The organism is Kurthia huakuii LAM0618, from assembly GCF_000505545.1.
GTDB classification, from domain to species: Bacteria; Bacillota; Bacilli; order Bacillales_A; family Planococcaceae; genus Kurthia; species Kurthia huakuii.
The window spans coordinates 198,420-222,175 of the sequence record NZ_AYTB01000007.1 but is presented as its reverse complement, the minus strand read 5'-3'; the positions used below and the strand labels follow the sequence as shown (position 1 = coordinate 222,175).

22 protein-coding genes are annotated in these 23,756 nt (G+C 40.2%); 3 read left to right on the top strand and 19 right to left on the bottom strand.

Translation table 11 applies throughout. The features are described from left to right. Positions 1 to 6 precede the first annotated feature (6 nt). The 3 genes from sdaAB to V514_RS0102865 form a co-directional block, all read right to left on the bottom strand. Entirely contained in the window at positions 7 to 675 is a 669-nt protein-coding gene (sdaAB, locus tag V514_RS0102875; RefSeq protein WP_029498196.1) for an L-serine ammonia-lyase, iron-sulfur-dependent subunit beta, read from the bottom strand. Between the two features lie 253 nt (positions 676 to 928). Further along, positions 929 to 2,572, bottom strand: a complete 1,644-nt coding sequence (locus V514_RS0102870; protein ID WP_029498195.1) for a DAK2 domain-containing protein — start codon at positions 2,570 to 2,572, stop codon at positions 929 to 931. A 17-nt stretch (positions 2,573 to 2,589) separates the two neighbouring features. Beyond that, on the bottom strand, positions 2,590 to 2,964 hold the full coding sequence (locus V514_RS0102865) for an Asp23/Gls24 family envelope stress response protein (protein WP_029498194.1): 375 nt from the start codon (positions 2,962 to 2,964) through the stop codon (positions 2,590 to 2,592). A gap of 235 nt (positions 2,965 to 3,199) precedes the next feature. On the opposite strand from V514_RS0102865, the gene rpmB reads away from it, so the two are divergent. Then, positions 3,200 to 3,388, top strand: coding sequence for a 50S ribosomal protein L28 (rpmB, locus tag V514_RS0102860; RefSeq protein ID WP_029498193.1), 189 nt, complete (start codon positions 3,200 to 3,202; stop codon positions 3,386 to 3,388). 97 nt (positions 3,389 to 3,485) lie between these two features. Here rpmB and V514_RS0102855 read toward each other — a convergent pair whose 3' ends face one another. The 14 genes from V514_RS0102855 to V514_RS0102790 form a co-directional block, all read right to left on the bottom strand. Continuing rightward, positions 3,486 to 4,136, bottom strand: a complete 651-nt coding sequence (locus V514_RS0102855) for a thiamine diphosphokinase (protein WP_029498192.1) — start codon at positions 4,134 to 4,136, stop codon at positions 3,486 to 3,488. Further along, complete coding sequence (gene rpe / locus V514_RS0102850) at positions 4,136 to 4,798, bottom strand: ribulose-phosphate 3-epimerase (RefSeq protein ID WP_029498191.1); 663 nt, start codon at positions 4,796 to 4,798, stop codon at positions 4,136 to 4,138. Before rpe ends, V514_RS0102855 begins: the two co-directional genes overlap by 1 nt. A 4-nt stretch (positions 4,799 to 4,802) precedes the next feature. Further along, positions 4,803 to 5,684, bottom strand: a complete 882-nt coding sequence (rsgA, locus tag V514_RS0102845; RefSeq protein ID WP_029498189.1) for a ribosome small subunit-dependent GTPase A — start codon at positions 5,682 to 5,684, stop codon at positions 4,803 to 4,805. Positions 5,685 to 5,694: 10 nt separating this feature from the next. Next, the gene (gene pknB / locus V514_RS0102840; RefSeq protein WP_029498188.1) at positions 5,695 to 7,692 is read right to left on the bottom strand and encodes a Stk1 family PASTA domain-containing Ser/Thr kinase; all 1,998 of its coding nucleotides are present in this window, start codon (positions 7,690 to 7,692) and stop codon (positions 5,695 to 5,697) included. A 3-nt stretch (positions 7,693 to 7,695) separates the two neighbouring features. After that, positions 7,696 to 8,433: a Stp1/IreP family PP2C-type Ser/Thr phosphatase gene (locus V514_RS0102835; RefSeq protein WP_029498187.1), complete on the bottom strand. Its 738-nt coding sequence runs from the start codon at positions 8,431 to 8,433 to the stop codon at positions 7,696 to 7,698. A 21-nt stretch (positions 8,434 to 8,454) separates the two neighbouring features. Continuing rightward, a complete protein-coding gene (gene rlmN / locus V514_RS0102830; protein WP_029498185.1) occupies positions 8,455 to 9,567 on the bottom strand; it encodes a 23S rRNA (adenine(2503)-C(2))-methyltransferase RlmN in 1,113 nt (370 codons plus the stop codon). Between the two features lie 59 nt (positions 9,568 to 9,626). Then, a complete protein-coding gene (gene rsmB, locus V514_RS0102825; RefSeq protein ID WP_029498184.1) occupies positions 9,627 to 10,985 on the bottom strand; it encodes a 16S rRNA (cytosine(967)-C(5))-methyltransferase RsmB in 1,359 nt (452 codons plus the stop codon). Beyond that, positions 10,982 to 11,923, bottom strand: a complete 942-nt coding sequence (gene fmt, locus V514_RS0102820; protein WP_029498182.1) for a methionyl-tRNA formyltransferase — start codon at positions 11,921 to 11,923, stop codon at positions 10,982 to 10,984. The genes rsmB and fmt overlap by 4 nt, the downstream gene beginning before the upstream one ends. Next, entirely contained in the window at positions 11,923 to 12,432 is a 510-nt protein-coding gene (def, locus tag V514_RS0102815) for a peptide deformylase (protein WP_029498181.1), read from the bottom strand. The genes fmt and def overlap by 1 nt, the downstream gene beginning before the upstream one ends. A 13-nt stretch (positions 12,433 to 12,445) precedes the next feature. Beyond that, complete coding sequence (priA, locus tag V514_RS0102810; RefSeq protein WP_029498180.1) at positions 12,446 to 14,854, bottom strand: primosomal protein N'; 2,409 nt, start codon at positions 14,852 to 14,854, stop codon at positions 12,446 to 12,448. Beyond that, positions 14,851 to 16,053, bottom strand: coding sequence for a bifunctional phosphopantothenoylcysteine decarboxylase/phosphopantothenate--cysteine ligase CoaBC (coaBC, locus tag V514_RS0102805; RefSeq protein WP_029498179.1), 1,203 nt, complete (start codon positions 16,051 to 16,053; stop codon positions 14,851 to 14,853). The genes priA and coaBC overlap by 4 nt, the downstream gene beginning before the upstream one ends. A gap of 92 nt (positions 16,054 to 16,145) precedes the next feature. Beyond that, on the bottom strand, positions 16,146 to 16,370 hold the full coding sequence (gene rpoZ / locus V514_RS0102800) for a DNA-directed RNA polymerase subunit omega (protein ID WP_029498178.1): 225 nt from the start codon (positions 16,368 to 16,370) through the stop codon (positions 16,146 to 16,148). 3 nt (positions 16,371 to 16,373) lie between these two features. Beyond that, positions 16,374 to 16,994: a guanylate kinase gene (gene gmk, locus V514_RS0102795; RefSeq protein WP_029498177.1), complete on the bottom strand. Its 621-nt coding sequence runs from the start codon at positions 16,992 to 16,994 to the stop codon at positions 16,374 to 16,376. 50 nt (positions 16,995 to 17,044) lie between these two features. Next, entirely contained in the window at positions 17,045 to 17,920 is an 876-nt protein-coding gene (locus tag V514_RS0102790; protein WP_029498176.1) for a YicC/YloC family endoribonuclease, read from the bottom strand. A gap of 159 nt (positions 17,921 to 18,079) precedes the next feature. Between V514_RS0102790 and V514_RS0102785 the strand changes: the two genes are divergently transcribed. Together V514_RS0102785 and V514_RS0102775 are read left to right on the top strand one after the other, a co-directional pair. Next, entirely contained in the window at positions 18,080 to 19,765 is a 1,686-nt protein-coding gene (locus tag V514_RS0102785; protein WP_029498174.1) for an Rqc2 family fibronectin-binding protein, read from the top strand. A gap of 336 nt (positions 19,766 to 20,101) precedes the next feature. Next, on the top strand, positions 20,102 to 22,102 hold the full coding sequence (locus tag V514_RS0102775; protein ID WP_029498173.1) for a methyl-accepting chemotaxis protein: 2,001 nt from the start codon (positions 20,102 to 20,104) through the stop codon (positions 22,100 to 22,102). Positions 22,103 to 22,411: 309 nt separating this feature from the next. On the opposite strand, the gene pyrE is transcribed toward V514_RS0102775, so the two are convergent. Continuing rightward, positions 22,412 to 23,044 (bottom strand): orotate phosphoribosyltransferase, encoded by a 633-nt coding sequence (gene pyrE, locus V514_RS0102770; protein WP_029498172.1) that lies wholly within the window; start codon positions 23,042 to 23,044, stop codon positions 22,412 to 22,414. Between the two features lie 2 nt (positions 23,045 to 23,046). After that, the gene (pyrF, locus tag V514_RS0102765; RefSeq protein ID WP_029498171.1) at positions 23,047 to 23,754 is read right to left on the bottom strand and encodes an orotidine-5'-phosphate decarboxylase; all 708 of its coding nucleotides are present in this window, start codon (positions 23,752 to 23,754) and stop codon (positions 23,047 to 23,049) included. Between the last annotated feature and the right edge of the window lie 2 nt (positions 23,755 to 23,756).

Here is a 23,756-nt window from a genome sequence, read left to right as displayed (position 1 = left end):
TTCCTCCTAGCTATTTTTAATGCGTGATACTTGCGTAATATTCGGTAATCGTTCTAGTTCATGTAAAACATCTTGTTGTAAATTTTGATCTACTTCAATAACCATTAAAGCCATCGTACCGCGTTCTTTACGCGACACTTCCATATGGCCAATATTAATTTGATGGCTAGCTAAACAAACAGATACATGTGCGACTACACCAGCGCGGTCATTATGGACAACAAGAATTGCTGGCATACCACCAGACATGCGCAAGCGAAAACCATTTAATTCTGTAATTTCAATAGAACCGCCACCAATTGAAATCCCGCACATCGACATTTCATTGCCTTCTTCATCACCTAAAATAATTCGTGCTGTATTGGGATGCTCAGAAGCGCCTGTCTCCGGAATAAATTCAAATGATAAACCTGCTTTCTCTGCTTCTTCAAAAGCTGTTTTAATACGCTCATCATACGTTTCATAATCTAATAAGCCACCGATGATAGCAACGTCCGTACCGTGGCCTTTATAGGTTTCTGCAAACGAACCATATAAATGGATTTTTGCCCATGTAGGTTGCTTGCCAAATAAATCTCGTGCAACGCGACCAATTCGCGCTGCGCCTGCTGTATGGGACGAAGACGGCCCAATCATAACAGGGCCGATAATGTCGAAAACGGATGAAAATTTCATTCGTAGTCCCCCTTTAGAATTAAGTAATTGTAGTATCATTTTATCCTATTCACGTCATAAACCCAAGATTTATGCAATTGCTAGGAGTTACATTTTGTTTATTTGTCCGACTAAATAAGACATTGTCAAAAAAATTATGTGTATGTCCGGCTATACATTAAACATATGCGTTTTTAGAGTATACATTCCTCAGAAATTTTTTCACAAAAAAAGAACCACGCACATAGCGAGGCTCTTTTTTATCACACAACGATTATTCAACTGCAATGATATATGGGTATAGTGGTTGCTTACCATTGTGAACTTCCACTTCAACATCTTCATAATTTGCTTCAATGAAACCTGTTAATTGAGCTAATTGTTGTTGTGTTGTATTTTGACCATAAAGAATTGTTACGATTTCTGAATCTTCATCAATCGCTTTTTTCACTGCTTCTTCCGCAGCTTCCTCTAATGTTTTAACAGAAGCGACGATTTTCCCATCAACCATTGCCATGAAATCATCTTTATGAATTTCAACACCATCGATTGATGTATCACGTACTGCTGTTGTAATTTGTGCAGTCGCAACGCCGGCAAATGCACGCGTCATTACCTCAGCATTTTCTTCCACTGATGCTTCAGGGTTGAATGATAAAATAGCACTCATACCTTGAGGAATTGTTTTTGTTGGGACAACAGCTGCTGGAATATCTAATAATTCAACCGCTTGCTCTGCTGCCATCACGATATTTTTATTGTTTGGTAAAATTAATACTTTCTCAGCGCCCACTTCTTTGATGGCATTAACGATATCTTCTGTAGATGGATTCATTGTTTGACCACCTTCAATCACGTATGATGCTCCAACGCTTTCAAGTAATTCTTTTACACCTTCACCTAATGCTACTGTAACAATTGCATAAGGTGTTTTCTTCACTTCTTTTGCTGTTGCAGGTTTTTCGTCGCCTACGATAGCCGTATGTTGTAAACGCATGTTATCTACTTTAATTTTTACAAGGCTACCATATTGATGACCGTATGAAATGACGTCCCCCGGTGTTTCAGAGTGAACATGGATTTTTACGACTTCATCATCTGCAATGACTAATAATGAATCACCGAATTGACTCATTTCTTCGCGGAATTTCTCTTCGTTGAATGGACGTTTATCTTCCTCGAAGCGTACCATGAACTCTGTGCAATAGCCGTAAACGATTGCTGATGTATCCATAAAGTCTTGTACACGATGGTGTTCAGCATTTACTAAATCATCTAAAGACGACTCAATTCTTGCTGGTAGTGCTTCACCTTTTAAGCTGGCAACAAAACCTTCATATACGAATACAAGGCCTTGACCGCCACTATCAACAACGCCTACTTCTTTTAGTACAGGTAATAGATCCGGTGTTTTATCTAACGCCACTTTAGCCGCTTTTAACACTTCTTCCATTAACACGATAATATCGTCTTCTGTTGCAGCTAGTTCTACCGCTTTTTCAGCTGCTAAACGTGCAACAGTTAAAATCGTACCTTCTGCTGGTTTCATAACAGCTTTATACGCTGTTTGAACACCATAGTCAAATGCTTGTGCAAATGTTTTTGTTGTTAATGTTGCTTCTTTTTCAACCGCTTTACCAAATCCGCGGAAAAGTTGTGACAGGATAACTCCTGAATTTCCGCGCGCTCCCATTAATAAACCTTTAGATAATGCTTGTGACACTGCACCGATGTTTTCAGTGACATTATTTGCTACTTCTTTAGCACCCGATGTCATCGAAAGATTCATATTCGTACCTGTATCACCATCTGGTACTGGGAATACATTTAGTGAATCTACGTAATCTGCGTTTTGAGATAAATGATGTGCTCCAAGTTGCACCATTTCCGCAAATTTAATGCCGTCTAATGACTTCATTGATTTAGTTCCTCCTCTTAATCGTTCGCTACACGAACACCTTGCACATAAACGTTAACTGAATTAACAGCCATACCTAATGTTGTATCAAGTGTGTATTTTACTTTTGATTGGACTTGATAAGCTACTTCTGAAATTTTTGTACCATAGCTAACGATTACATACATATCAATATGTAAATTTTTATTTTCACCTTCGCTGTCTTGGCGTACTAATACACCACGCGCAAAGTTTTCTTTGCGTAAAATATCTGTTAATCCATCACGAACTTGATGTTTGCTTGCCATGCCGACAATACCATAGCATTCAATTGCAGCGCCTCCTGCGATTTGTGCTACAACATCATTTGCAATATCAATATGACCGAATTCATTTGTAAGTTCTACTGACATGATATGGCCCCCTGTCTAAAATTAACTTCACTTTATTGTACTATACAAAATCTTATTATAAAAGAATCCGCTGTATTCGTCCATTTTTGCACAAAACATAGTGTAAAGGTTTTTTTCTTGAAAGTCTAGGATTTAGTTATTGCAATGTGCCAATCTGTGTGTTAAATTATTATAGTATGTGAAATATCGAAGTGAAACACACTCTTTCAACTTCTTAAATGAGGAGGAAATTAATATGCCAAAACAATGCGTAATTACTGGACGTAAAGCTCGTTCTGGTAACAACCGTTCACACGCTATGAACGCTTCTAAACGTACTTGGGGTGCAAACTTACAAAAAGTTCGTATCTTAGTAAACGGCAAACCTAAACGTGTTTGGGTTTCTGCTCGCGCACTTAAATCAGGTAAAATTGAACGCGTATAATTTTTAGCGCTGTTAAAACATCTTGCTTCTTGCAAGGTGTTTTTTTCTATGACAAAGGCAGGGATTGCGATTAATCGCAATCCCTGCCTTTGTCGTTTTAATCATTGCTTCGAATCATCAATAGCGCGCCTTCTGAAAAGCTTACCGTCGCATCCTCGCTTATTACCTCATTACTTGTAAAACGCGTTGTGCCCATCTGTACGAGCTCTGAATGTGTTTCATATGCCACACCACGTAATGTCACATCTGGCACCTCGCGTCCAAATGCAAAAAATGATACATATTGGTATCGTTGGTCATATGGTAAGCGCGTTGTACCAGGCAAAACAAACCGCAATTCATTCGTTTTATTCATCAGACGAATTGAACAAAACGGCGCGCTTTTTTGTAAGCGATATACTAAATGTAAATTAGATTCATAATGATCTAATCGACCACCTGTCGCACCGGTCACTGTAATTTTTTGTGGGTGCATCTCAAGCGCCCGAATAATCGCTAACTCGGTATCTGTTTCATCTTTTTCTGGTGCATGGCGCTCAATCATAGCTACGTTGCGCACTACTCGTTGCCATTCTTCATCTGTCAATGAATCAAAATCGCCTACTGCCATTGCCGGCTTAATACCCTTGTCTAACAAATAGATTGCCCCGTGGTCCGCTCCAATAAAAGTGGCATCATCAAAAGAAAGGAGGACGTCGCGCTCTGCGACCTCCTCCTCTGGACCCCCTGCACAAATAATAACGTGCATTAAAGCGCTGCTTCTCCAGCTTCTTTAATCGCGTTTAATGCAGCAGTGCGGTCTTCTTTCCCGAAGATAGCTGAACCTGCAACGAAAATTGTTGCGCCTGCTTCTGCACAAGGTACAATTGTTTCGGCGTTGACGCCACCGTCGATTTCAATCGCTACATCTAAGTTTTTCTCTTTAATAATATCTGATAATTCTTTAATTTTTGGTACAACAGAATGAATGAATTTTTGGCCACCAAAACCAGGATTCACAGTCATAAATAATACCATATCAATCTCTTCTAAAATATGCTTAATCGTTTCGATTGGTGTATGTGGATTTAACACAACACCTGGTTTTACACCATATGAACGAATTAATTGAATCGTACGATGTAAATGACGACATGCTTCAACATGAACGGTAATATATGCTGCGCCTGCTTTCGCAAACTGTTCAATGTATTGATCTGGATTTTCAATCATTAAATGAACGTCTAAAGGTAAATCTGTATGTGGACGAATCGCATCCATAGCGATTGAGCCAAATGAAATGTTTGGCACGAAATGGCCATCCATAACATCAACGTGAATTAAATCCGCGCCTGCTTTTTCAACATCTTTTACTTCTTCAACAAGCTTACCAAAATCGGCTGCTAGAATTGATGGTGCAATTTTAATCATAATATTAGTACCTCGGCTTTCTATCTGTTATTTCTTGTAGGAATTGTAAATAGTGATCATAACGATATTGTTGTAGATCACCAGCTTCAAGCGCTGCCTTGACAGCGCATTTTGGCTCTTTCACGTGCAGACAACCACGGAATTTGCAGTTTTCTGAGAGGCGAGTTAAATCTGGGAAACAATACGTTAATTCCTCTTTTTCTATTGTATCAAAATCGAATGAACTAAAACCAGGTGTATCGGCAATTAATCCATCGGCTACTTCAATTAATTCAACATGGCGCGTCGTATGTTTTCCTCGGCCAAGCGCATCGGAAATAACACCCGTTTTTAAATTTAACTGTGGCATCAACGTATTGAGTAATGTTGATTTTCCAACACCAGATTGACCAGCGAGCACCGATGTCTTTCCTGTTAATAATGGTGTTAGCTTTTCTAAAATAGACGTATCATCTTTAAATGTTTCAATGACCGTATAGCCAATCGCCTCATAGTCCGCAACATATTGTGCCATTTCCTCACGCTTATCAGCTGGTAGCAAATCAATTTTCGTTAAACAAATAAGCGGCTGAATACGGAATGATTCTAAGACGACTAAAAAGCGATCTAATAAAATCGTATTGAAATCCGGCTCTACGACAGAGAACACAAGAATTGCTTGATCTACATTGGCAATTGGTGGGCGAACAAGTTCATTTTTACGTTCGGCAATTTTCATTAATGTACCGTCATTATCCCCTTCAACCTCATATTCTACAAAGTCTCCAACAAGTGGTGTAATGCCGCGTTTTCGGAACACCCCTCGCCCTCTCGTTTGAATGTTTTCATCACCATCTTGTACATAATAAAAGCCACTTAATGCTTTTCGAATTTGGCCTGTCGCCATAAACTGCCCCCTATAAATCATCGTAGAGGATCGTTTCATCATAAATCGTTTCACCATCGCGCGTAATTCGATAAATGCCTTCTTCGCCCTCTTCAATGACTAATTTTAATCGTTTTGTTGTCGTTTCAGTAATCGAGAATGTCTGATACACATCATCGACTGTATGATCTTTATCTTGAATATAAATATCGATTTTTTGTGGTGTACGTTCCGGTTGTTGCATATCTTGTTCTTCATCAACTGGTTCTTCTACTGCTGTATCATCGTATGGAATTTCAATTGTACGAATTAATGTTTTGGATGTTTTTTCAGCAGGGCCTTTTGAAATAACAATGGTCACATCACTCCCCGCACTTAATTGCGTACCTGCCGCTGGTGACTGTGACAAGACATAACCTTTTTCAAATGTTTCAGAATGCTCTTCATCCGTAATGCGAATATTAACACCCGTCTCCGCAGCATAAGCTTGCAGTTGCTCTTTTGAATACCCAAGTAAATTCGTTAATGCAAATGTTTCAATTCCCTTACTTACCGTTAACGTAACGGTCGTTTCATCTGGGACAACGGATTTTCCTGCTGTTGGTTTTTGACTTAAAATTTCATCGACTTCTTTTGTTGAATACTTTCGTTTCACTTTGACATCAAAGCCTTGTTGCTCAAGTAATTGCTGTACTTGGTCAACATCACGCGACACATAATCATCAAGCGTTACATGGCGCTTACCATTAGAAATCACTAAATCCACTTCGGTATTTTTATCTACTTTCTTTCCTGCTGCTGGCGTCGTGACAATGACATTGCCATCTGCAACTGTATCGGACGATTGCGTTTTTCGCTCACCGATTGTTAATCCTGCATTTTGAATTTCAGTTAAAGCTTTTTCAAGTGAAATATCCGTAACATCAGGTACTTCGACTTGCTGCGGTTTAAATAATTGTGGGAATAAAATTAGCGTAGCTAAAAATAAAATCATCGCAATTCCTAAAACGCCTAATGTGATGAGCCACTTATTGCGCTTTTTGTTCTTTGGTGGTTCATCGACAGGCTTTGGCGTAGGCACCTGTTCTACTTCCATGACACGCGTTACTTCATTATCGATAGGAGCTGGCTTAAAGTCACGTATAACCGGCAATGCTTTTGTTTTATCCATATCTTCCAGTACAACGAACTTCACCTCGTTACTACGTACATCATCAAGCACTGTTTCTAAGTCTTCACGCATTGCTTCAACAGAGTCATAACGATATTTTGGATCTTTCGCTGTTGCTTTTAACACGACATTTTCTAAGCTTTGTGGAATCGATGGCACGACTTTTCGTACAGATGGTGTCTCAGCTTGTAAATGTTTCAACGCAATCGATACGGCTGATTCACCTGAAAACGGCAGTTGCCCTGTTAACAGTTCATAAAGTACAATCCCAAGCGCATACATATCTGATTTAACTGTCGCAATACCGCCACGCGCTTGCTCTGGCGATAAATAGTGTACCGTTCCTAAAACGGAATTCGTTTTTGTAAACGATGTCGCAGATAAGGCCATTGCAATACCAAAGTCCGTAATTTTCACATGACCATGTTCATCCATCAAAATATTTTGTGGCTTAATGTCACGATGAATAATTTGATTTTGATGGGCATGAGCAATCGCTGACGTTAACTGTAGCATAATCGTTACCGCGCGCTTTGGTGATACAGGGGCATGCTGTTGAATGTATTGCTTTAATGTTTGCCCCTTCACATGCTCCATCACAAGATAATGCATATCCGTTTCTTCACCTACATCGTAAATTGATACGATGTTTGGGTGCGTTAAACTTGTCGCAGATGATGCTTCACGCTGAAAACGGCGGTGCAATTCATCTTCATCAGTAAAGTTATAACGTAAAATTTTGATGGCTACATCGCGATCTAAAATAGCATCATGCGCTAAATAAACATTGGACATTCCGCCGCCGCCGATAAGTTCTAGGATTTTATAGCGACCGCCAATACTTTTACCAATAAGCATGCGCTACGCCTCCTCTCGGTCGGCTTCAAGTAAAATGAACGAAATATTATCTTCGCCCCCGTACTGATTTGCCAACTCAATCAATGTTCGACCCTTTTGTTGAAGAGTCGCTTCTGCCACAATAACGCTATGTAATTCAGATGGTGTAATCTTATTGCTAAGACCATCTGAACAAATTAATAGATAGGAATAAGGCAACAATTGGACCTGATAGTAGTCTGGTTCAATTGTTGCCTCGGTGCCTAAAGATTTAATAATGTAGTTTTTTTGTGGATGCGTTTGCGCTTCTTCTTCACTAATTTGGCCGGTTTCAACAAGCACATTCACATAGGAATGGTCTCGTGTGATTTGTTCAATCTGATGCTCCGTAATAAAATAGGCGCGGCTATCGCCAACATGACAAATTGATGCTTTTTGCTGGTCGATTAGCGCCGCAATAATCGTTGTCCCCATACCTCTGCACGCTTCATGCGTCAGCGAATAGTGATAGATTTCTTTGTTGACGCGTTTAACCGTTTTTTCAAGCCATTGCTGTTTGGCGTCTGCATGAAGGCCCGGTGCGGATTCAAATGCCTTCTGAAATCCATCGACGGCCATTGTACTTGCGACATCGCCAGCATTGTGACCGCCCATGCCATCAGCGACAACAGCTAATTGCAGCTTATCATGTGTTAAGACCATTGCCCTGTCCTCATTTACTGCACGCTTTTTACCAATATCACTTTCAACCGTAAACTTCAAGGCACTTCACCTCTTTAACAATTAGTGTGCTGTTTCCTCTTCACGTTCTTGTGCGCGTAATTGGCCACAAGCAGCCGCAATATCCGAACCTTGCTCACGACGGATTGTCACGTTAATACCGCGATCTTTTAATGTGCGCTCAAATGCGAAAATACTGCTACGTGATGTACGAATGTAGTCACGTTCTGGCACATAGTTAATCGGAATTAAATTAACATGACATTTAATATCTTTAATTAAATCTGCTAACTCATTGGCAACTTCTGTAGAATCATTTTGTCCTGACATTAAGCCATATTCAAAACTTACACGACGACCGGTTTTTTCTGTATAGTATTTAACCGCATCAAGCAATTCATTTAATTTATAAGCTTTTGCGATTGGCATTAATTTTTGGCGCGCTTCTTGGTTTGGCGCATGTAATGATACCGCAAAGTTGATTTGTAATTCTTCATCGGCAAATTTATAAATTTTTGGTACGATACCCGATGTTGATACAGTAATGTGACGCGCACCAATATTTAATGATTGCTTATGGTTAATAATGCGTAAAAATTGCATCATGTTGTCATAGTTATCAAATGGTTCACCAATCCCCATAATAACAACGCTTGATACACGCTCTTCAACTTCGTCTAATTGACGTTGTACATTGACAACTTGTTCGACAATTTCACCTGCTAATAAATGACGTTTTAAACCGCCTAATGTTGAGGCACAGAATGTACAGCCGATACGGCACCCTACTTGTGTTGTTACACAAATTGAGTTGCCGTAATCATGACGCATTAATACTGTTTCGATTGAATAGCCATCTTGAAGTTGGAATAAAAATTTAATCGTACCATCTTTTGATTCTTGTTTCACAAGTGTTGATAACGTACTTAATGCAAAGCTCGCCGCTAATTTATCACGCAAGCTTTTTGATAAGTTACTCATTTCTTCAAATGAAGCAACACGTTTGACATATAACCAATCAAAAATTTGTTTGGCGCGGAATAATTTTTCACCGTTATCTTTTAGCCACTGCTCCAAATCTTCTGGTAGCAACGAATAAATCGATTGTTGTAAGACCGGTTTTTCTTTTTTGACACGTTTTTTTTCAGTTACTGGTTTTAAAATTTCTTGTTCCACGTTGGAATCTCCTTATTACTGTGGCTTAGAGGCTTGCGCCTGTTCAGCACTTAGTTATTTCACTTATCTTGTTTCACGAATGCTGCGACAAAGAAACCGTCGCTATTAAAGTCTTGAGGGAACACTTGCATCATACCGCTGTCGTGTAATCCTTGCGCAGCTTCCGGTGCATTTGAGACAGGCGCTAATGTCATATCTGGATGTTTTGCTAAAAACGCCTCAACTGTTCCATTGTTCTCCATTTTATCAATTGTACACGTACTGTAAACCATTTTGCCTTGAGGTTTTAATAATTCGTATGCAGAATCTAATAAATCAAGCTGAATCGCATGTAACGAAGCGAAGTCTGATTCTGATTTTGTATATTTAATATCCGGTTTACGGCGAATAACACCTAAACCGCTACAAGGAGCATCGACTAAAATGCGATCAAATGATTGCTTTTCAAATTGTTGTTGCGCTTTACGGCCATCTAATAATTGAGGTTTAATAATCGATAAACCGAGACGGTCCGCATTTTCTTGGATTAATTTGATTTTATGTTTGTGAAGGTCTGTCGCAATTAATTCGCCTTCATTGTTCATTTTTTCAGCGATATGCGTCGTTTTCCCGCCAGGGGCTGCACACATATCATAAACGCGCATACCAGGTTTTACATCTAACGCGTACGCTGGCAACATTGAACTCTCATCTTGAATCGTAATGATACCATCGGCAAACGCTTGTGAGCGAGCTGGTTGACCTTCAAGTACATGCAAGCATTCTGGCATATTTTCGCTACGACGCACCGAGAATTTTTCATCCCATAGCGCTTCTAAGCCTCCGCGCGTATCTGCTTTTGTGGCATTGACACGTACGGTTTGAAGCGGTGGTAAATTGTTTTCAATTAACATATCTTCCGTTGCTTCGATACCAAAACCATCAATATAACGGCGTACAAGCCATTCTGGATGGCTTGTTTCTACTGAGATACGCACTGCTGGGTCTTTAATATCCGTTGTCTCACGTAAGCCTTCACGTAAAATCGAACGTAAAATGCCGTTGACTGTCGCACTAACGCCTCGATGACGCGCACGATGTTTTGCAATTTCAACTGCTTCGTTCACTGCAGCATGTTCAGGGATTTTATCTAAATATGCAATTTGATACAGTGCTAGGCGTAATAACCAGCGCACCCATGTATCTAATTTCCCGCGTACATACGGTTCTAAATAATAATCCAATGTTAATTTGTATTGTAGCGTACCGTATGTTAATTCTGTTAATAGACCACGGTCTTTCGCTGAAATATTATATTTTTCAATTGTTTGGTGAAGCAATAAGTTACTGTATGCTTGCTTTTCATCGACTGCTAGTAAAATCGTTAAGGCTGCATCACGTACATTGCCGTCCCAAATAGGGGCTTTCTTTTTACTCATTCAAATCGTTCCCCAATCGTTAATTTTGAGCCTACACCATTTAAGTAGTTCACTGCTGGCATGGCTTTTTTTCCTGCTGGTTGAAGCTCTAACACATCAACTGCTGTTTCATTCCCACAAGCAACCGTAAAGAATTTTTTTGCTTTCGCAATGACTGTTCCCGGTGCTTCGTTTGTTGTTTCTGCTGATTCGCGCACAGCCCATATTTTGACGTTGTCGCCGTCTAATGTTGTATAGGCTACTGGCCAAGAATTTAAGCCACGTACTTGATTGAATACCGTACGCGCTGGTTTTGACCAATCAATGCGTTCTTGTTCACGTGAAATATTATGTGCAAACGTCACGAACGCTTCATCTTGCGGTGTACGGTCATTTGTACCTGCAATAATCGCTGGTAATGTTTCTTTTAATAAATCGCGGCCGATAATGCTTAATTCATCAAATAATTGACCTGTCGTGTGGTGATCTTCGATAGCCATAGCACGTTGTGAAATAATATCACCGGCATCGAGTTTTTCAGCCATATACATAATTGTAACACCTGTTTCGGCTTCGCCATCTAACACAGATTGGTGAATTGGTGCACCACCACGATATTTAGGTAATAATGAGGCGTGAACATTGATACAGCCTAATTTTGGTGTGTCTAACAAGTCTTTTGGTAAAATTTGACCGAATGCTGCCGTAACAACTAAATCAGGATTTAACGCGATAATTTGTTGTAATTCTTCAGAACCACGTAACTTTTCTGGTTGAATAACCGGTAGCCCTAACTTCACTGCGGCAGCTTTCACAGGCGGTGGTGTTAACACGCGTTTGCGCCCTACTGGACGATCTGGCTGCGTTACAACGGCTAACACGTCATAGCCTTCGTCAACAAGCATTTGCAGAACAGGCACTGAAAAATCGGGTGTACCCATAAATACGATTGATGTCATTATTCTTCCTCCCCAAACATGTCAGCCATTTCTTCAGGTGTATACATTTTTGATGCTTTTGTTGTGAATAATACGCCGTGTAAATGATCAATCTCATGTTGGATAACGCGTGCATCATAACCAATTGCTTCTAATTTGTACGTTTTACCGAAGCGGTCTTCAAACTCAACGCGGACACCATTGGCACGTTCTACATCACCAAATTGTTCTGGAATACTTAAACAACCTTCCAAATCAACATTCGTATCTGTTGAATATTCAACGATTTCTGGGTTGATTAATTCTAACACTTCTTCTTCCGCTTCTTCAGCGTCAATATTCATTAAGACAATCACCGCTTGCAGTGATTCGTTTACTTGTGGTGCTGCGATACCAACGCCTTCACTTTCAACCATTGTGTCATACATATCATCTAGTAATTTGTGCAGCGTCGTATCAAATTTTGTGACAGGTTTTGCTGTTGCTAACAAGATGTCAGCAGGTTCTGTTACTACGTTTAAAATAGCCATAAAATCCTCTTTTCTATATAGACGACGGATCTAAATCGACGGATAATTGTACACCGTCTTTTATCCAATCCGTGCGATACATTCTAATTAATTGTTTCAATGCCTCAGTCAAATTAGGCTCTATTTTGTATTTTATCAAACATTGGTAACGATATCTATTTTGGATTCTGCTAATTGATGCCGGTGTCGGTCCAATTAAACCAACTTGTGGCGATAAATTGGCTTGAATAAAACGCATCGCTTGCTGCGCATAGTCGGATGCTTTCATCGCATCTTCATGACTAATTTGCACGAGAACGACAAAAAAGTATGGCGGATAGCTAAAGCGATGACGCATTTTCATCTCTCGCGCATAAAATGGCTCATAGTCTTGTGCCTTCGCGAGTTCAATTGCATAATGCTCCGGTGTATACGTTTGAATAACGACTTGCCCTGGTAACTCATGACGCCCTGCTCGGCCACTCACTTGTGTTAAGAGCTGAAATGTACGCTCAGCTGCACGAAAATCTGGTAAATTTAGCGTCGTATCAGCGCTCATGACACCGACTAGCGTAATGTTTGGAAAATCAAGTCCTTTGGCAATCATTTGCGTGCCAAGTAAAATATCCGCTTCGCCGCGACCAAATGACGCTAAAATACGTTCATGTGCACCTTTTTGCCGCGTCGTATCAATATCCATACGTAGTACGCGCGCCTCCGGAAAGACTTTATGCAGTTCTTCTTCAATTTTTTGAGTTCCTGTACCAAAAAAGCGAATGTGCTCACTTTGACAACTTGGACATGCTGTTGGCATCGCTTCCTCGTAACCACAATAATGGCAGCGCAATGAATGCGATGTTTTATGATATGTTAATGAAATATCACAATTTTTACATTGCACGACCGTCCCGCAATCACGACATAACACAAACGAAGAAAATCCTCGACGATTTAAAAATAACACCATTTGTTCCTTGCGCTCAAGACGTTCACGAATACCTTCTGCTAACGCCGTTGAAAACATCGAGCGATTCCCTTTATGTAACTCATCGCGCATATCGACAATTTCTACGGTTGGCAATGCTTGATTTTTGGCACGCTCGGTTAATTTTAATAACGTATAACGTCCCTTTTGCGCGCGGGCAGAAGATTCGAGTGCGGGTGTTGCACTCCCTAAAATTACAGGGCAATTATAAAATTGACTACGCCAAATCGCAGCGTCTCGCGCATGATAACGCGGCGTATCTTCTTGTTTGTATGTCGATTCATGTTCTTCGTCCAAAATGATAAGACCAATATTTGTAAACGGCGCAAAAATAGCTGAGCGTGCGCCAACGACAACGCTCACTTCACCGCGCTGTACTTTCCGCCACTCATCGTATTTTTCACCCATCGATAACGCGCTATGCATAACGGCAACAGCATCGCCAAAACGCGCGCGAAATCGTTCGGTCATTTGTGGTGTTAATGAAATTTCAGGTACGAGTACAATCGACTGCTTTCCTTCATCCATAACATGTTGAATCGCTTGTAAATAGACTTCCGTTTTCCCGCTACCAGTCACGCCTTGCAGTAAAAATGTTTCGGCCCGCTTCGCATCATATGCGGCGTTAATTGCCGTTAAGGCATACTGTTGCTCATCGTTTAGCACCAATGCTGTTGTTGCTGCTACATCTTTTGAAAACGGGTCGCGATACGTTTCTTCATCGGCAAATGATGCAGCCCCGCGTTCAACTACCGCTTTTAATACCGCATCGGAGACATCTAGTAGCTTTAATAACTCTGTCGGTAAAAATTCTTCCCCAGCATGTTCGGACATCCACTGTACAACATGGAGCTGCTTTTTCGCACGTGCACCCATTGTTTCAGCTAGTTGCTGCAAAAAAAACTTATCGTCATGCACTTTAATTTTGCGTATGGTTTTTGCTGTCCCTTGTTGTTTCACAGCGGTAATGATTTCTACTTGTCCATTGTTTATTGCATGCTTTAGCGGCGTTAATAAATCTTCTTTTTCAAAGAGTTTATAGGCGGATTGCTGGCGTTTGCCAAAAACGGCTTGCAAGCGCTCATCAAGCTCTATTACAGGTACATTTAATCGCACCTTTTTTTCGTACTTTGCACGCAACGCATTCGGTAGCATGACTTGTAGCGCATCAATTTCATAACACAATGTTTTTTGTGTCATCCATTTAGCCATTTCAAGCATTTCAGCCGTTAAGACGGGTATTAAATCAAGCAACTCCGCAATATTTTTTAGCTTTCCTGCTGGGACATCTGTCGTCTCGCTAAAGCCCACGATAAAGCCGAGGACATTGCGCCGGCCAAAAGGGACTTTGACGCGACTACCGGCCTCGACTAAATGAGCGATAGATGCTGGAATACCGTAATCAAATGGACGGTCAACAGGATATGCTGACACATCGACAATCACTTTTGCAATCATTTTGCAACACCTGATTGTGCGATAATTGTTTCAAGTAATTGTGTTGCTAACGCACGCTTTGCTGTTGATGGGAATTGTTGAGCAAAGTCATGACCATACAATGTCACCGTATTGCTGTCAGCACCAAAGCCACGGTCCGTTTTTGACACATCATTAGCAATAATGTAATCGGCATTTTTGCGTTGCAATTTTCCGAGCGCATATGTTTCGATATCATTTGTTTCTGCTGCAAAGCCAACTAATAATTGATGCGATTTTTGTGCGCCAAGCGTCGCTAAAATATCCGGCGTACGCTCTAACTCAATTTGAGCGTCACCTTGCTGTTTTTTCACTTTTTGCGGTGCTGCATATTTCGGACGATAATCAGCAACAGCAGCCGCTTTAATGACGATATCTGCGTCAGCATAACGCATCATAATTGCCTCGAGCATCTCTTGTGCGCTTTCCACTGCAATAACGGTCATTCCATTAGGGTCTGCTAATGATACAGGCCCATGCACAAGCGTCACATCAGCTCCTAAATCGCGCGCCGCTTCAGCCATCGCATAGCCCATTTTACCGCTTGAAAAGTTTGATAAATAGCGCACCGGATCAATGCGTTCAAGCGTTGGTCCTGCAGATACGATAACCTTTTTTCCTGTTAACGGTAGTTGTTTAGGTTCGAAAAACTTACTAACAAGTGCCGTAATTTTTTCAGGCTCTTCTAGGCGTCCTTTACCAACATAGCCACATGCTAAATAACCAGCAGAGGGTTCAATAAAGCGAATCCCGTCTGCATATAAGCGGTCAATATTGCGTAGCACTGCTGGATGGTCGTACATATGAACATTCATCGCTGGCGCTATCCATACAGGTGCAGTTGTCGCTAGTAACGTTGTTGTCACCATATCATCGGCTATGCCATTTGCTAACTTGCCGATGACATTCGCTGTTGCTGGCGCTACGAGGACTAAATCTGCCCAGCCTGCTAAATCAATATGCGCAATAACATGTGAATCTTTTTCATCGAACGTATCATAAAAAACATCATTTTTAGACATCACTTGAAAGCTTAACGGATTGACAAATTGGCGTGCTGACTCAGTCATAATGACTTTTACTTGGGCACCAGCTTGCGTTAATTTACTAACGAGCGCAATGGCTTTATAAACAGCGATACCACCCGAAACACATAGTAGAATTTTTTTATTTACGAGCATGTTGATTCCTCCTCAATAAAATAGAAAGCTCCCAAGAATCATACCTGGGAGCTTCTTCGATTCTCATCGAGTAATTGTTGTTGATGGCGAAATTAAACTTCGTCTTCGTATACTTTTGATTCGTCTTGTTTTTCTTTTGTTAAAATGCCTGCAGCTACTTCTTCAAGTGCTTTCCCAACATTTTTCACTGATTTATATTCGCTTAAAAGTTCAGGAGAACCTTCTTGCATATTGCGCGCGCGTTTTGCAGCAAGGCTCACTAGAGAATATTTTGAATCAATTTTTGTTTTTAATACGTCAACTGATGGATAAATCATCGGTTATTTTTCCCCTTTCAACATAGCCAAATATTGTTTTTCTACACGTTCACGACGGCAGTGTTCAGCTAAGATAATAGCATTAATGCGCTCACAGGCAAGCTCAACTTCATCATTTTCGACTACATAATCGTAAAGATTCATCATTTCAAGCTCTTCGTTTGCAGCAGCAATACGATTTTGAATAACTTCTTGTGATTCTGTACCGCGACCAACTAAGCGGTCTTGCAGTTCAGAAAGACTCGGTGGCGCAAGGAAGATAAATAAAGCATGAGGTGCTTTTTCACGAATTTGTGTTGCACCTTGCACTTCGATTTCTAAGAAAACGTCGCGACCAGCATCTAAAGTTTCATTAACATAGTCAATTGGCGTGCCATAGTAGTTGCCTACATATTCCGCATACTCTAGTAATTTGCCTTGTTCAATTAATGCTTCAAAATCTTCTCGTTCTTTAAAGAAGTAATCTACTCCATTAACTTCGCCTTCGCGTGGTTTACGCGTCGTCATTGAGATTGAGTATTCATAGTTCGTATCTGGTTGTGAGAATAATTCTTTTCGTACAGTACCTTTACCGACACCAGACGGACCAGATAGGACAATTAATAATCCACGTTCTTTTATCATTTGTTCTCCCTCATCGTTCCAAATTAATTATTTTACATTTTTTTTAGTGATTATTCAATATTTTGAACTTGTTCTCGCATTTTTTCAAGAACTGATTTCATTTGTACCACTGCTACAAATGCTTCTGATGATTGATTTTTTGAACCAATCGTATTTGTTTCACGATGAATTTCTTGCAAAAGAAAATCGAGCTTTCGCCCAATTGAACTATCTTCTACTAGTGTTTCATCTAATTGTTTTAGGTGACTATTTAAACGATCTAGCTCTTCAGCGATATCGATTTTTTCCGCAAACACCGCTACTTCGGTTAAGATGCGTTCATCAACAATTGCACTATCAGTCACTTCTTTGATTCGTAATAAAAGCTTTTCGCGATACTTCACAACGGCATCACCTGATACAGCGCGAATACATTCAATTTGCTCGACAAGCTCCTGCTTAAAACCGCACATGACTTCATGTAATACAATACCTTCTCGTTCACGCATCGCAATTAAATTATCTAATGCCTCTGAAACTGCATCATTGACCGCTTCAATAACCTCTTCATGCGGCAACTGTGCAGCTTCTACTGTTAAAGCACCCTCTAGCTTTAGCAACTCGGACATATCCCATTGTTCTTTTAATGGAACAACGGCTGCTAACTCTTTTCGCGCTGCTTTATAGGCATTAACAAGCGGCCAATTAATGACCATCCTTTGCTCATGCTGTTGATTTTCATTCACAAAGACAGAAACATCTACTTTCCCTCGTGATAACCGCGCTTGTAACATTTTTTTTGCTGCAAGTTCGGCTTCCATCCACTCTTTTGGAAAGCGGCTAGAAATTTCTAAAAAACGATGATTGACCGAGCGAATCTCTACCGTTAATTGGAAATGTTCCGTCTGTGTGACACCCCTACCAAATCCAGTCATGCTACGAACCAAGGTCAGTCACATCCTTCTTTGCATAATAGTATAAGTATAGCATAGCAACGAATATTTTTGCTTGTCGATTTTAAAAAATCAACTAATCGTTAAAAAGACACAGCGTCCATAAGAAATGGTAAAATAAAAGGACGTTAAAAATGAAAGAGGTTTTTGATTATGGCATATGATGGCTTATTTACCGTCGCAATGACAAAAGAGCTACAACAGTTTGTCACAGGACGTATTGCACGCATCCACCAACCAAACGCACAAGAAATTGTATTCACCGTCCGCGCAAATGGACGTAACGATAAATTACTATTTTCGATTCATCCATCTTACGCACGTGTTCATGTTACAGAGCAAACAATTGAAAATCCACCAGAACCACCGATGTTTTGTACGCTTTTGCGCAAGCATATCGAAGGTGGCTTTATCGAATCGATTGAACAATTAGGTTCTGATCGCATTATCGTGTTAACAATTACGGCAACAAATGAAATCGGTGACCCAACAACACGTAAATTATATGCAGAAATTATGGGCCGCCACAGTAATTTAATTCTCGTTGAAGAACAAGGGAAAATTGTTGATAGCTTAAAGCATTTACCACCTAGCGTAAATAGCTATCGTACTGTTCTTCCAGGATTTGAATACATTGAGCCTCCTAAACAAGATAAAGAAAATCCGTTAACGATTTCACTAAATGAACTCGATGATTTCTTCGGCATGCCGCGCGAGCCACAAGAAATCGTCGAAGAATTTATCGGCTTTAGTCCTCTTCACGCAAAAGAATTTGTCCATCGCACAACAACGACAAATACACCGATGGCGGATGCATTTCAACCATTCATGCAACAATTTAAAGATGGTGGCAATGCACCTACTTATATTGAAGTCGGCAACAAAGTATTTTTTTCACCGATTGCTCTCACGCATGTCGATGCGCAGCAAATCGTCTATCCTACGCTTAGCGCATTGCTTGACCGTACGTTTTTTGCGCGCGCCGAACGCGACCGCGTCAAACAGCAAGCAGGTGACTTAGAACGTTGGATTCATAGTGAGTTAAACAAACTAAAATTAAAATTAAAAAAATTAGACAAAGATTTAAAACGTGCACAAACGCTCGACCAATACCAATTGTATGGCGAATTGTTAATGGCCAATCTGTATAACTTTGAAAAAGGGCCGTCGGAAGTGACCGTTACAAACTACTATACAAATGAACCCGTTACGATTCCGATTAGCGTACGCAAAACACCGATTGAAAATGCGAAAAGCTACTACGCCAAATATAATAAATACAAAAATGCGCTTATCATGGTACAAGAGCAAATCGATAAAACAAATGATGACATTGCGTACTTTGAAATAATTATGCAGCAAGTTGAACAAGCCTCTCCTGCTGATATCGAAGAAATTCGCGAAGAGTTAGCAGACCAAGGCTATATGAAGCTGAAAAAATCAAAACGTCGTAAGAAGTCAACGCGACCTCAACCTGAAGAATACATTTCTTCTACAGGAACGCGCATTTCTGTCGGGAAAAACAATAAACAAAATGATTATTTAACGTTTAAAATTGCCCGTAAAAATGAAATTTGGATGCACACAAAAGATATTCCTGGCTCGCATGTTGTCATTCACGAAGAAACGCCTGATGAACCAACAATGCGCGAGGCAGCTAACCTTGCCGCATACTTTAGTAAGGCGCGCGCCTCAACTTCTGTACCAGTTGACTACACGCAAGCTCGCCATGTGAAAAAACCGAGTGGTGCAAAGCCGGGCTTTGTAAACTACTTTGAGCAAAAAACGATTTTTATCGACCCTGATGAAGATCAAATTATGAAATTAGAACATCGCTAAAAAACACCGATGACTTGTTCGCCCAAGTCATCGGTGTTTTTATTAGACAAAGAAATGATGTGATGTCTCCCTTTTCTATGCAAAAAATCATCACCACCTTCAATTGTAATTTTTCCCCAAAACACTATCACAAAACATATAATATAATTTTCGTATCCTCCCCATTTATGACTATCGAATCACCATTAATATTCGCATTTTCAAAAAAAGGGATAAAACGTTTCAAAAAATTCATACTTTCACAATAAAGTGGTATTTTTTACTTAATTTTTATACTATTAAATGGTTTTTTGTATTATTATAAACCTATATTCCATATATCAAGGAGGTTCTTACATGTTTAAAACAGTACGCGCAAAAATCATGGCACCTATTACGTTAATTGTCGTATTGATTATTGCTATTTTTTCACTTTTTATTTATACGATGACAAACAACTCCATTAAACAAAACGGTGAGGCGCTCGTTCAATCCGTATCATTAGGATTAAATAATGCCTTAACGGCACGTGACGTTGCTGAAAATATTATGGAGCGTGAAATGATTGGGCAATCGGTCATGGCATCTTATATTATTAATCAAGGTGGTACATATGAAGAGCTAAAAAAAATTGCCGAGCGCGGTGACATTGACGAAATTTGGAGTACCGATGATAAAGGCAATACGACCGAAACGTCGGTTGCGCAAAAAATTGATTTTAATTTTGGTGCTGATCCAAACGGACAAGCCGTAGAATATATGTCATTGTTAGAGGGCGACACAACACAAATTGTACAGCCTGCTCAAATTCGTGACGTCGATGGCGAATTTTTTAAGTTTGTCGGCGTTTCAAGCTGGGACCCCGCAACACCACAAATCATTCAAATTGCGCGTAATGGCGAAAAACTATTAACGTTAGAACAACAAATCGGTAGCGAATACTATATGAAACAGCTACAAAAGCAACTCGGTGATACAGTGTTATATGCTGCAATTGTTAATGCAGACGGTAAAAAAATTACCGCTACGTCTAACCACTCATTAACAGATGCAGGCTTTGACGTAGCTGCAATTAAACAAGAAATCAGCTCAAAAAAAGGGCATTATGATGGCAAACGTGTATCCCAATTTACGAAGAAACTAAATAATGGTCACTATCTGGTACTAGCGATTGATGCCTCTGTTTTAACGAATATTTTAGTGAGCACAATTATCGCGGCGATTGTTTCTATTATATTTATTGCAGCGATGTCTGCCTTAACGATTACACGACAAATCAAACGTATTTTACATATTCGCAATTCATTAGAAGATATTAGTGACGGGGATGCGGATTTGACGAAGCGCATTGAGTTGCATTCACGCGATGAAATTGGGCAACTTGTGACCGCCTTCAACGCGATGATGGACAATTTACAACACATTATGGGCGATTTAAAATCACAAGCTGGCGCGATTAATGATGCGACAACTGCAATCGATGAACGCACGGATTTTTCATTAACTGCAACGGAGCAAATCAAAGCACAAAGTATTGAAATTGCACAGGCTGCACGCATTCAATTTGAAAGCACAGAAGATAGTACACATGCGATGGAAGATTTAGCGCGCAGCATTCAAAATATTTCAGACGCCATTACGGATATTTTAATGAAATCAAATCGCACTGAAGGAGAAGCTAGTGAAGGGGTCGCTATCGTTCAAGAATTTATGGCACAGCTATACGAAATCGATAACTCAACAAAGGCAGCCGTTGAAAAAACATCGCAACTTGTTGGATTAAGCGACCGTATTGGCGAATTTATTAATATCATTACCGATATTGCAGACCAAACAAATTTATTAGCGCTAAACGCGTCGATTGAAGCAGCACGTGCTGGGGACGCTGGAAAAGGCTTTGCAGTCGTAGCCGAGGAAGTACGCAAACTCGCCGAGCAAACAAAAAAATCGGCTGATGAAATTGTCGCGGTTGTTGAAAATGTACAAACAAATACAAAAGAGGTCGCACAAGCAATCAATAGCACATCTGCTGTTGTAACAACAGGACAGCAGATTGCATCGAAGGCACAGCTTTCGTTCCAAACAATAGCAGCTGGTATTGAAAGTATTGGCGATGACATTGAAACGGTGTCATCATCATCAGAGGCGATGTCTGCTAACACCGAAGAAATTACAGCTTCTGTTGAACATATTCAGCAATTAGCACGACAATCTGTTGAAAATGTCAACAAGATGGTTTCTGCGTCCGAACAGCAAGCAGACTTTATGCATGATATGGATGATACCGTATCTTCATTACAAGAAATATCATCAAGCTTACATGGTACGACAAGTAAATATCGCATTCAAGAAACGTAATCATTGGACAAAAAACAGGAATCGCGCACGATTCCTGTTTTTTTGTATGTCTTTTCAAGTGATTTCTACAACTTTTAAAAAGTAGGCTATTTTAGCGTCACAAACTTTAGCAAACAACTCTTTTTTCTCTCATAATGTAAAAATCATCTGTTTTTCCTCTTCATTTTCAGCCAAAGCGCATTATTGTTCTTCTGCTGAAAATGCTATAGTCGTTGTATTCACACTCAAACATCCTACGATGACCACTTCATTTTATCACAACAAAAAAAGAGAAATCGCACACTTGTGCAATTTCTCTTTTAGCGACAATTATTTTAAATTACCTGCTTTTAAATCTTCATACCAGCCAAGTAAACCTGGAATATCAGCTTCTTCAATGGCACCTGTTTCTTTTGCTGCTTCAATTAATGCTTCGAAATTGGATAGGCTATAATAAGGAACACCCGCTTTTTCAAAGTTTTCTAATGCAGCTGGTAATAGGTATGAGTACACAGATACCACACCTAATACGTCAGCACCTTCACGATTTAATGCTTCTACTGCGTTGATTGAAGAACCACCTGTTGAGACGATATCTTCAATGACAACTGTTTTAGCACCCGCTTGGAATTTCCCTTCCGTTTGTTTACCGCGACCATGATCTTTCGGTTTTGAACGAACATAAACCATCGCTAAATCTAAAATATCCGCTACCCATGCAGCATGTGGAATACCTGCTGTTGCCGTACCAGCTACAAGCTCAGTACCTGGGAACTTTTCTTCGATTAAGTCTGCTAAACCTTGTGCGATAACTTTACGTACTTTTGGAAATGATATTGTTAGACGTGTATCGCAATAAATTGGTGATTTAATACCTGATGCCCATGTGAATAAATCATTTGGACTTAACTCTACTGCTCCTACTTCTAACATACCTTTTGCTACATCGTGTTGAATTGCCATATTTAATTGCCCTCCCATAATTGTGCTACCGTATGATACGCTTCTACCGGCTGTTCTGCTTTTGTAATCGCGCGGCCAACGACGATTTGTGTTGAGCCTTCCTCGCGCGCTACTTGTGGTGTTGCAACACGTTTTTGATCGTGTGTTGCGCCGCCTGCTAAACGGATGCCAGGTGTTACTTTTAAAAATTCTTTGCCGCACGCTTCTTCAATCATGTTTGCCTCAAGAACCGAGCAAACTACACCGTCTAATCCAGCTTCTTTTGTTAGCTTCGCATAATGAACGACCGATTGTTGAATCGCTCCAGGGATTTGTTGCTCATTGTTCATTTGCGCCTCAGAAGTGGACGTTAATTGCGTCACAGCGATTAACGCTGGACGCTCCTTACCTTCTGGCGTTCCTTCGATTAAACCTTCTAGCGCCGCTTTCATCATCACAGACCCACCTGCTGCGTGAACATTCACTAAATCAATATCTAGTTTTGCTAAGCCTTTCATTGCTGATTTTACCGTATTTGGAATATCATGCAGTTTTAAATCTAAGAAAATGTCGTGACCCATTTCTTTAATGTCACGAATAATTGACGGGCCATTTTGTAAATAAAGCTCCATGCCCACCTTTACAAATAGTGGCTCATCAAATTGTGATAAAAAGGTTGTTACATCTTCAGGTGTTGGAAAATCTAGTGCAATAATTGGCTTTGTGTTCATCG

Excerpts from the sequence above, each read along its gene's own strand:
- def (WP_029498181.1), bottom strand. The coding sequence starts at position 12,432 with ATGGCTATTTTAAACGTAGTAACAGAACCTGCTGACATCTTGTTAGCA.
- gmk (WP_029498177.1), bottom strand. The coding sequence starts at position 16,994 with ATGATAAAAGAACGTGGATTATTAATTGTCCTATCTGGTCCGTCTGGT.
- V514_RS0102785 (WP_029498174.1), top strand. The coding sequence starts at position 18,080 with ATGGCATATGATGGCTTATTTACCGTCGCAATGACAAAAGAGCTACAA.
- pyrF (WP_029498171.1), bottom strand. The coding sequence starts at position 23,754 with ATGAACACAAAGCCAATTATTGCACTAGATTTTCCAACACCTGAAGAT.
- rpmB (WP_029498193.1), top strand. The coding sequence starts at position 3,200 with ATGCCAAAACAATGCGTAATTACTGGACGTAAAGCTCGTTCTGGTAAC.
- pyrE (WP_029498172.1), bottom strand. The coding sequence starts at position 23,044 with ATGGCAATTCAACACGATGTAGCAAAAGGTATGTTAGAAGTAGGAGCA.
- fmt (WP_029498182.1), bottom strand. The coding sequence starts at position 11,923 with ATGACATCAATCGTATTTATGGGTACACCCGATTTTTCAGTGCCTGTT.
- rpe (WP_029498191.1), bottom strand. The coding sequence starts at position 4,798 with ATGATTAAAATTGCACCATCAATTCTAGCAGCCGATTTTGGTAAGCTT.
- coaBC (WP_029498179.1), bottom strand. The coding sequence starts at position 16,053 with ATGCTCGTAAATAAAAAAATTCTACTATGTGTTTCGGGTGGTATCGCT.
- sdaAB (WP_029498196.1), bottom strand. The coding sequence starts at position 675 with ATGAAATTTTCATCCGTTTTCGACATTATCGGCCCTGTTATGATTGGG.
- pknB (WP_029498188.1), bottom strand. The coding sequence starts at position 7,692 with ATGCTTATTGGTAAAAGTATTGGCGGTCGCTATAAAATCCTAGAACTT.
- V514_RS0102865 (WP_029498194.1), bottom strand. The coding sequence starts at position 2,964 with ATGTCAGTAGAACTTACAAATGAATTCGGTCATATTGATATTGCAAAT.
- rpoZ (WP_029498178.1), bottom strand. The coding sequence starts at position 16,370 with ATGATTTATCCATCAGTTGACGTATTAAAAACAAAAATTGATTCAAAA.
- rsmB (WP_029498184.1), bottom strand. The coding sequence starts at position 10,985 with ATGAGTAAAAAGAAAGCCCCTATTTGGGACGGCAATGTACGTGATGCA.
- rsgA (WP_029498189.1), bottom strand. The coding sequence starts at position 5,684 with ATGGCGACAGGCCAAATTCGAAAAGCATTAAGTGGCTTTTATTATGTA.
- priA (WP_029498180.1), bottom strand. The coding sequence starts at position 14,854 with ATGATTGCAAAAGTGATTGTCGATGTGTCAGCATATCCTGTTGACCGT.
- V514_RS0102775 (WP_029498173.1), top strand. The coding sequence starts at position 20,102 with ATGTTTAAAACAGTACGCGCAAAAATCATGGCACCTATTACGTTAATT.
- V514_RS0102855 (WP_029498192.1), bottom strand. The coding sequence starts at position 4,136 with ATGCACGTTATTATTTGTGCAGGGGGTCCAGAGGAGGAGGTCGCAGAG.
- V514_RS0102870 (WP_029498195.1), bottom strand. The coding sequence starts at position 2,572 with ATGAAGTCATTAGACGGCATTAAATTTGCGGAAATGGTGCAACTTGGA.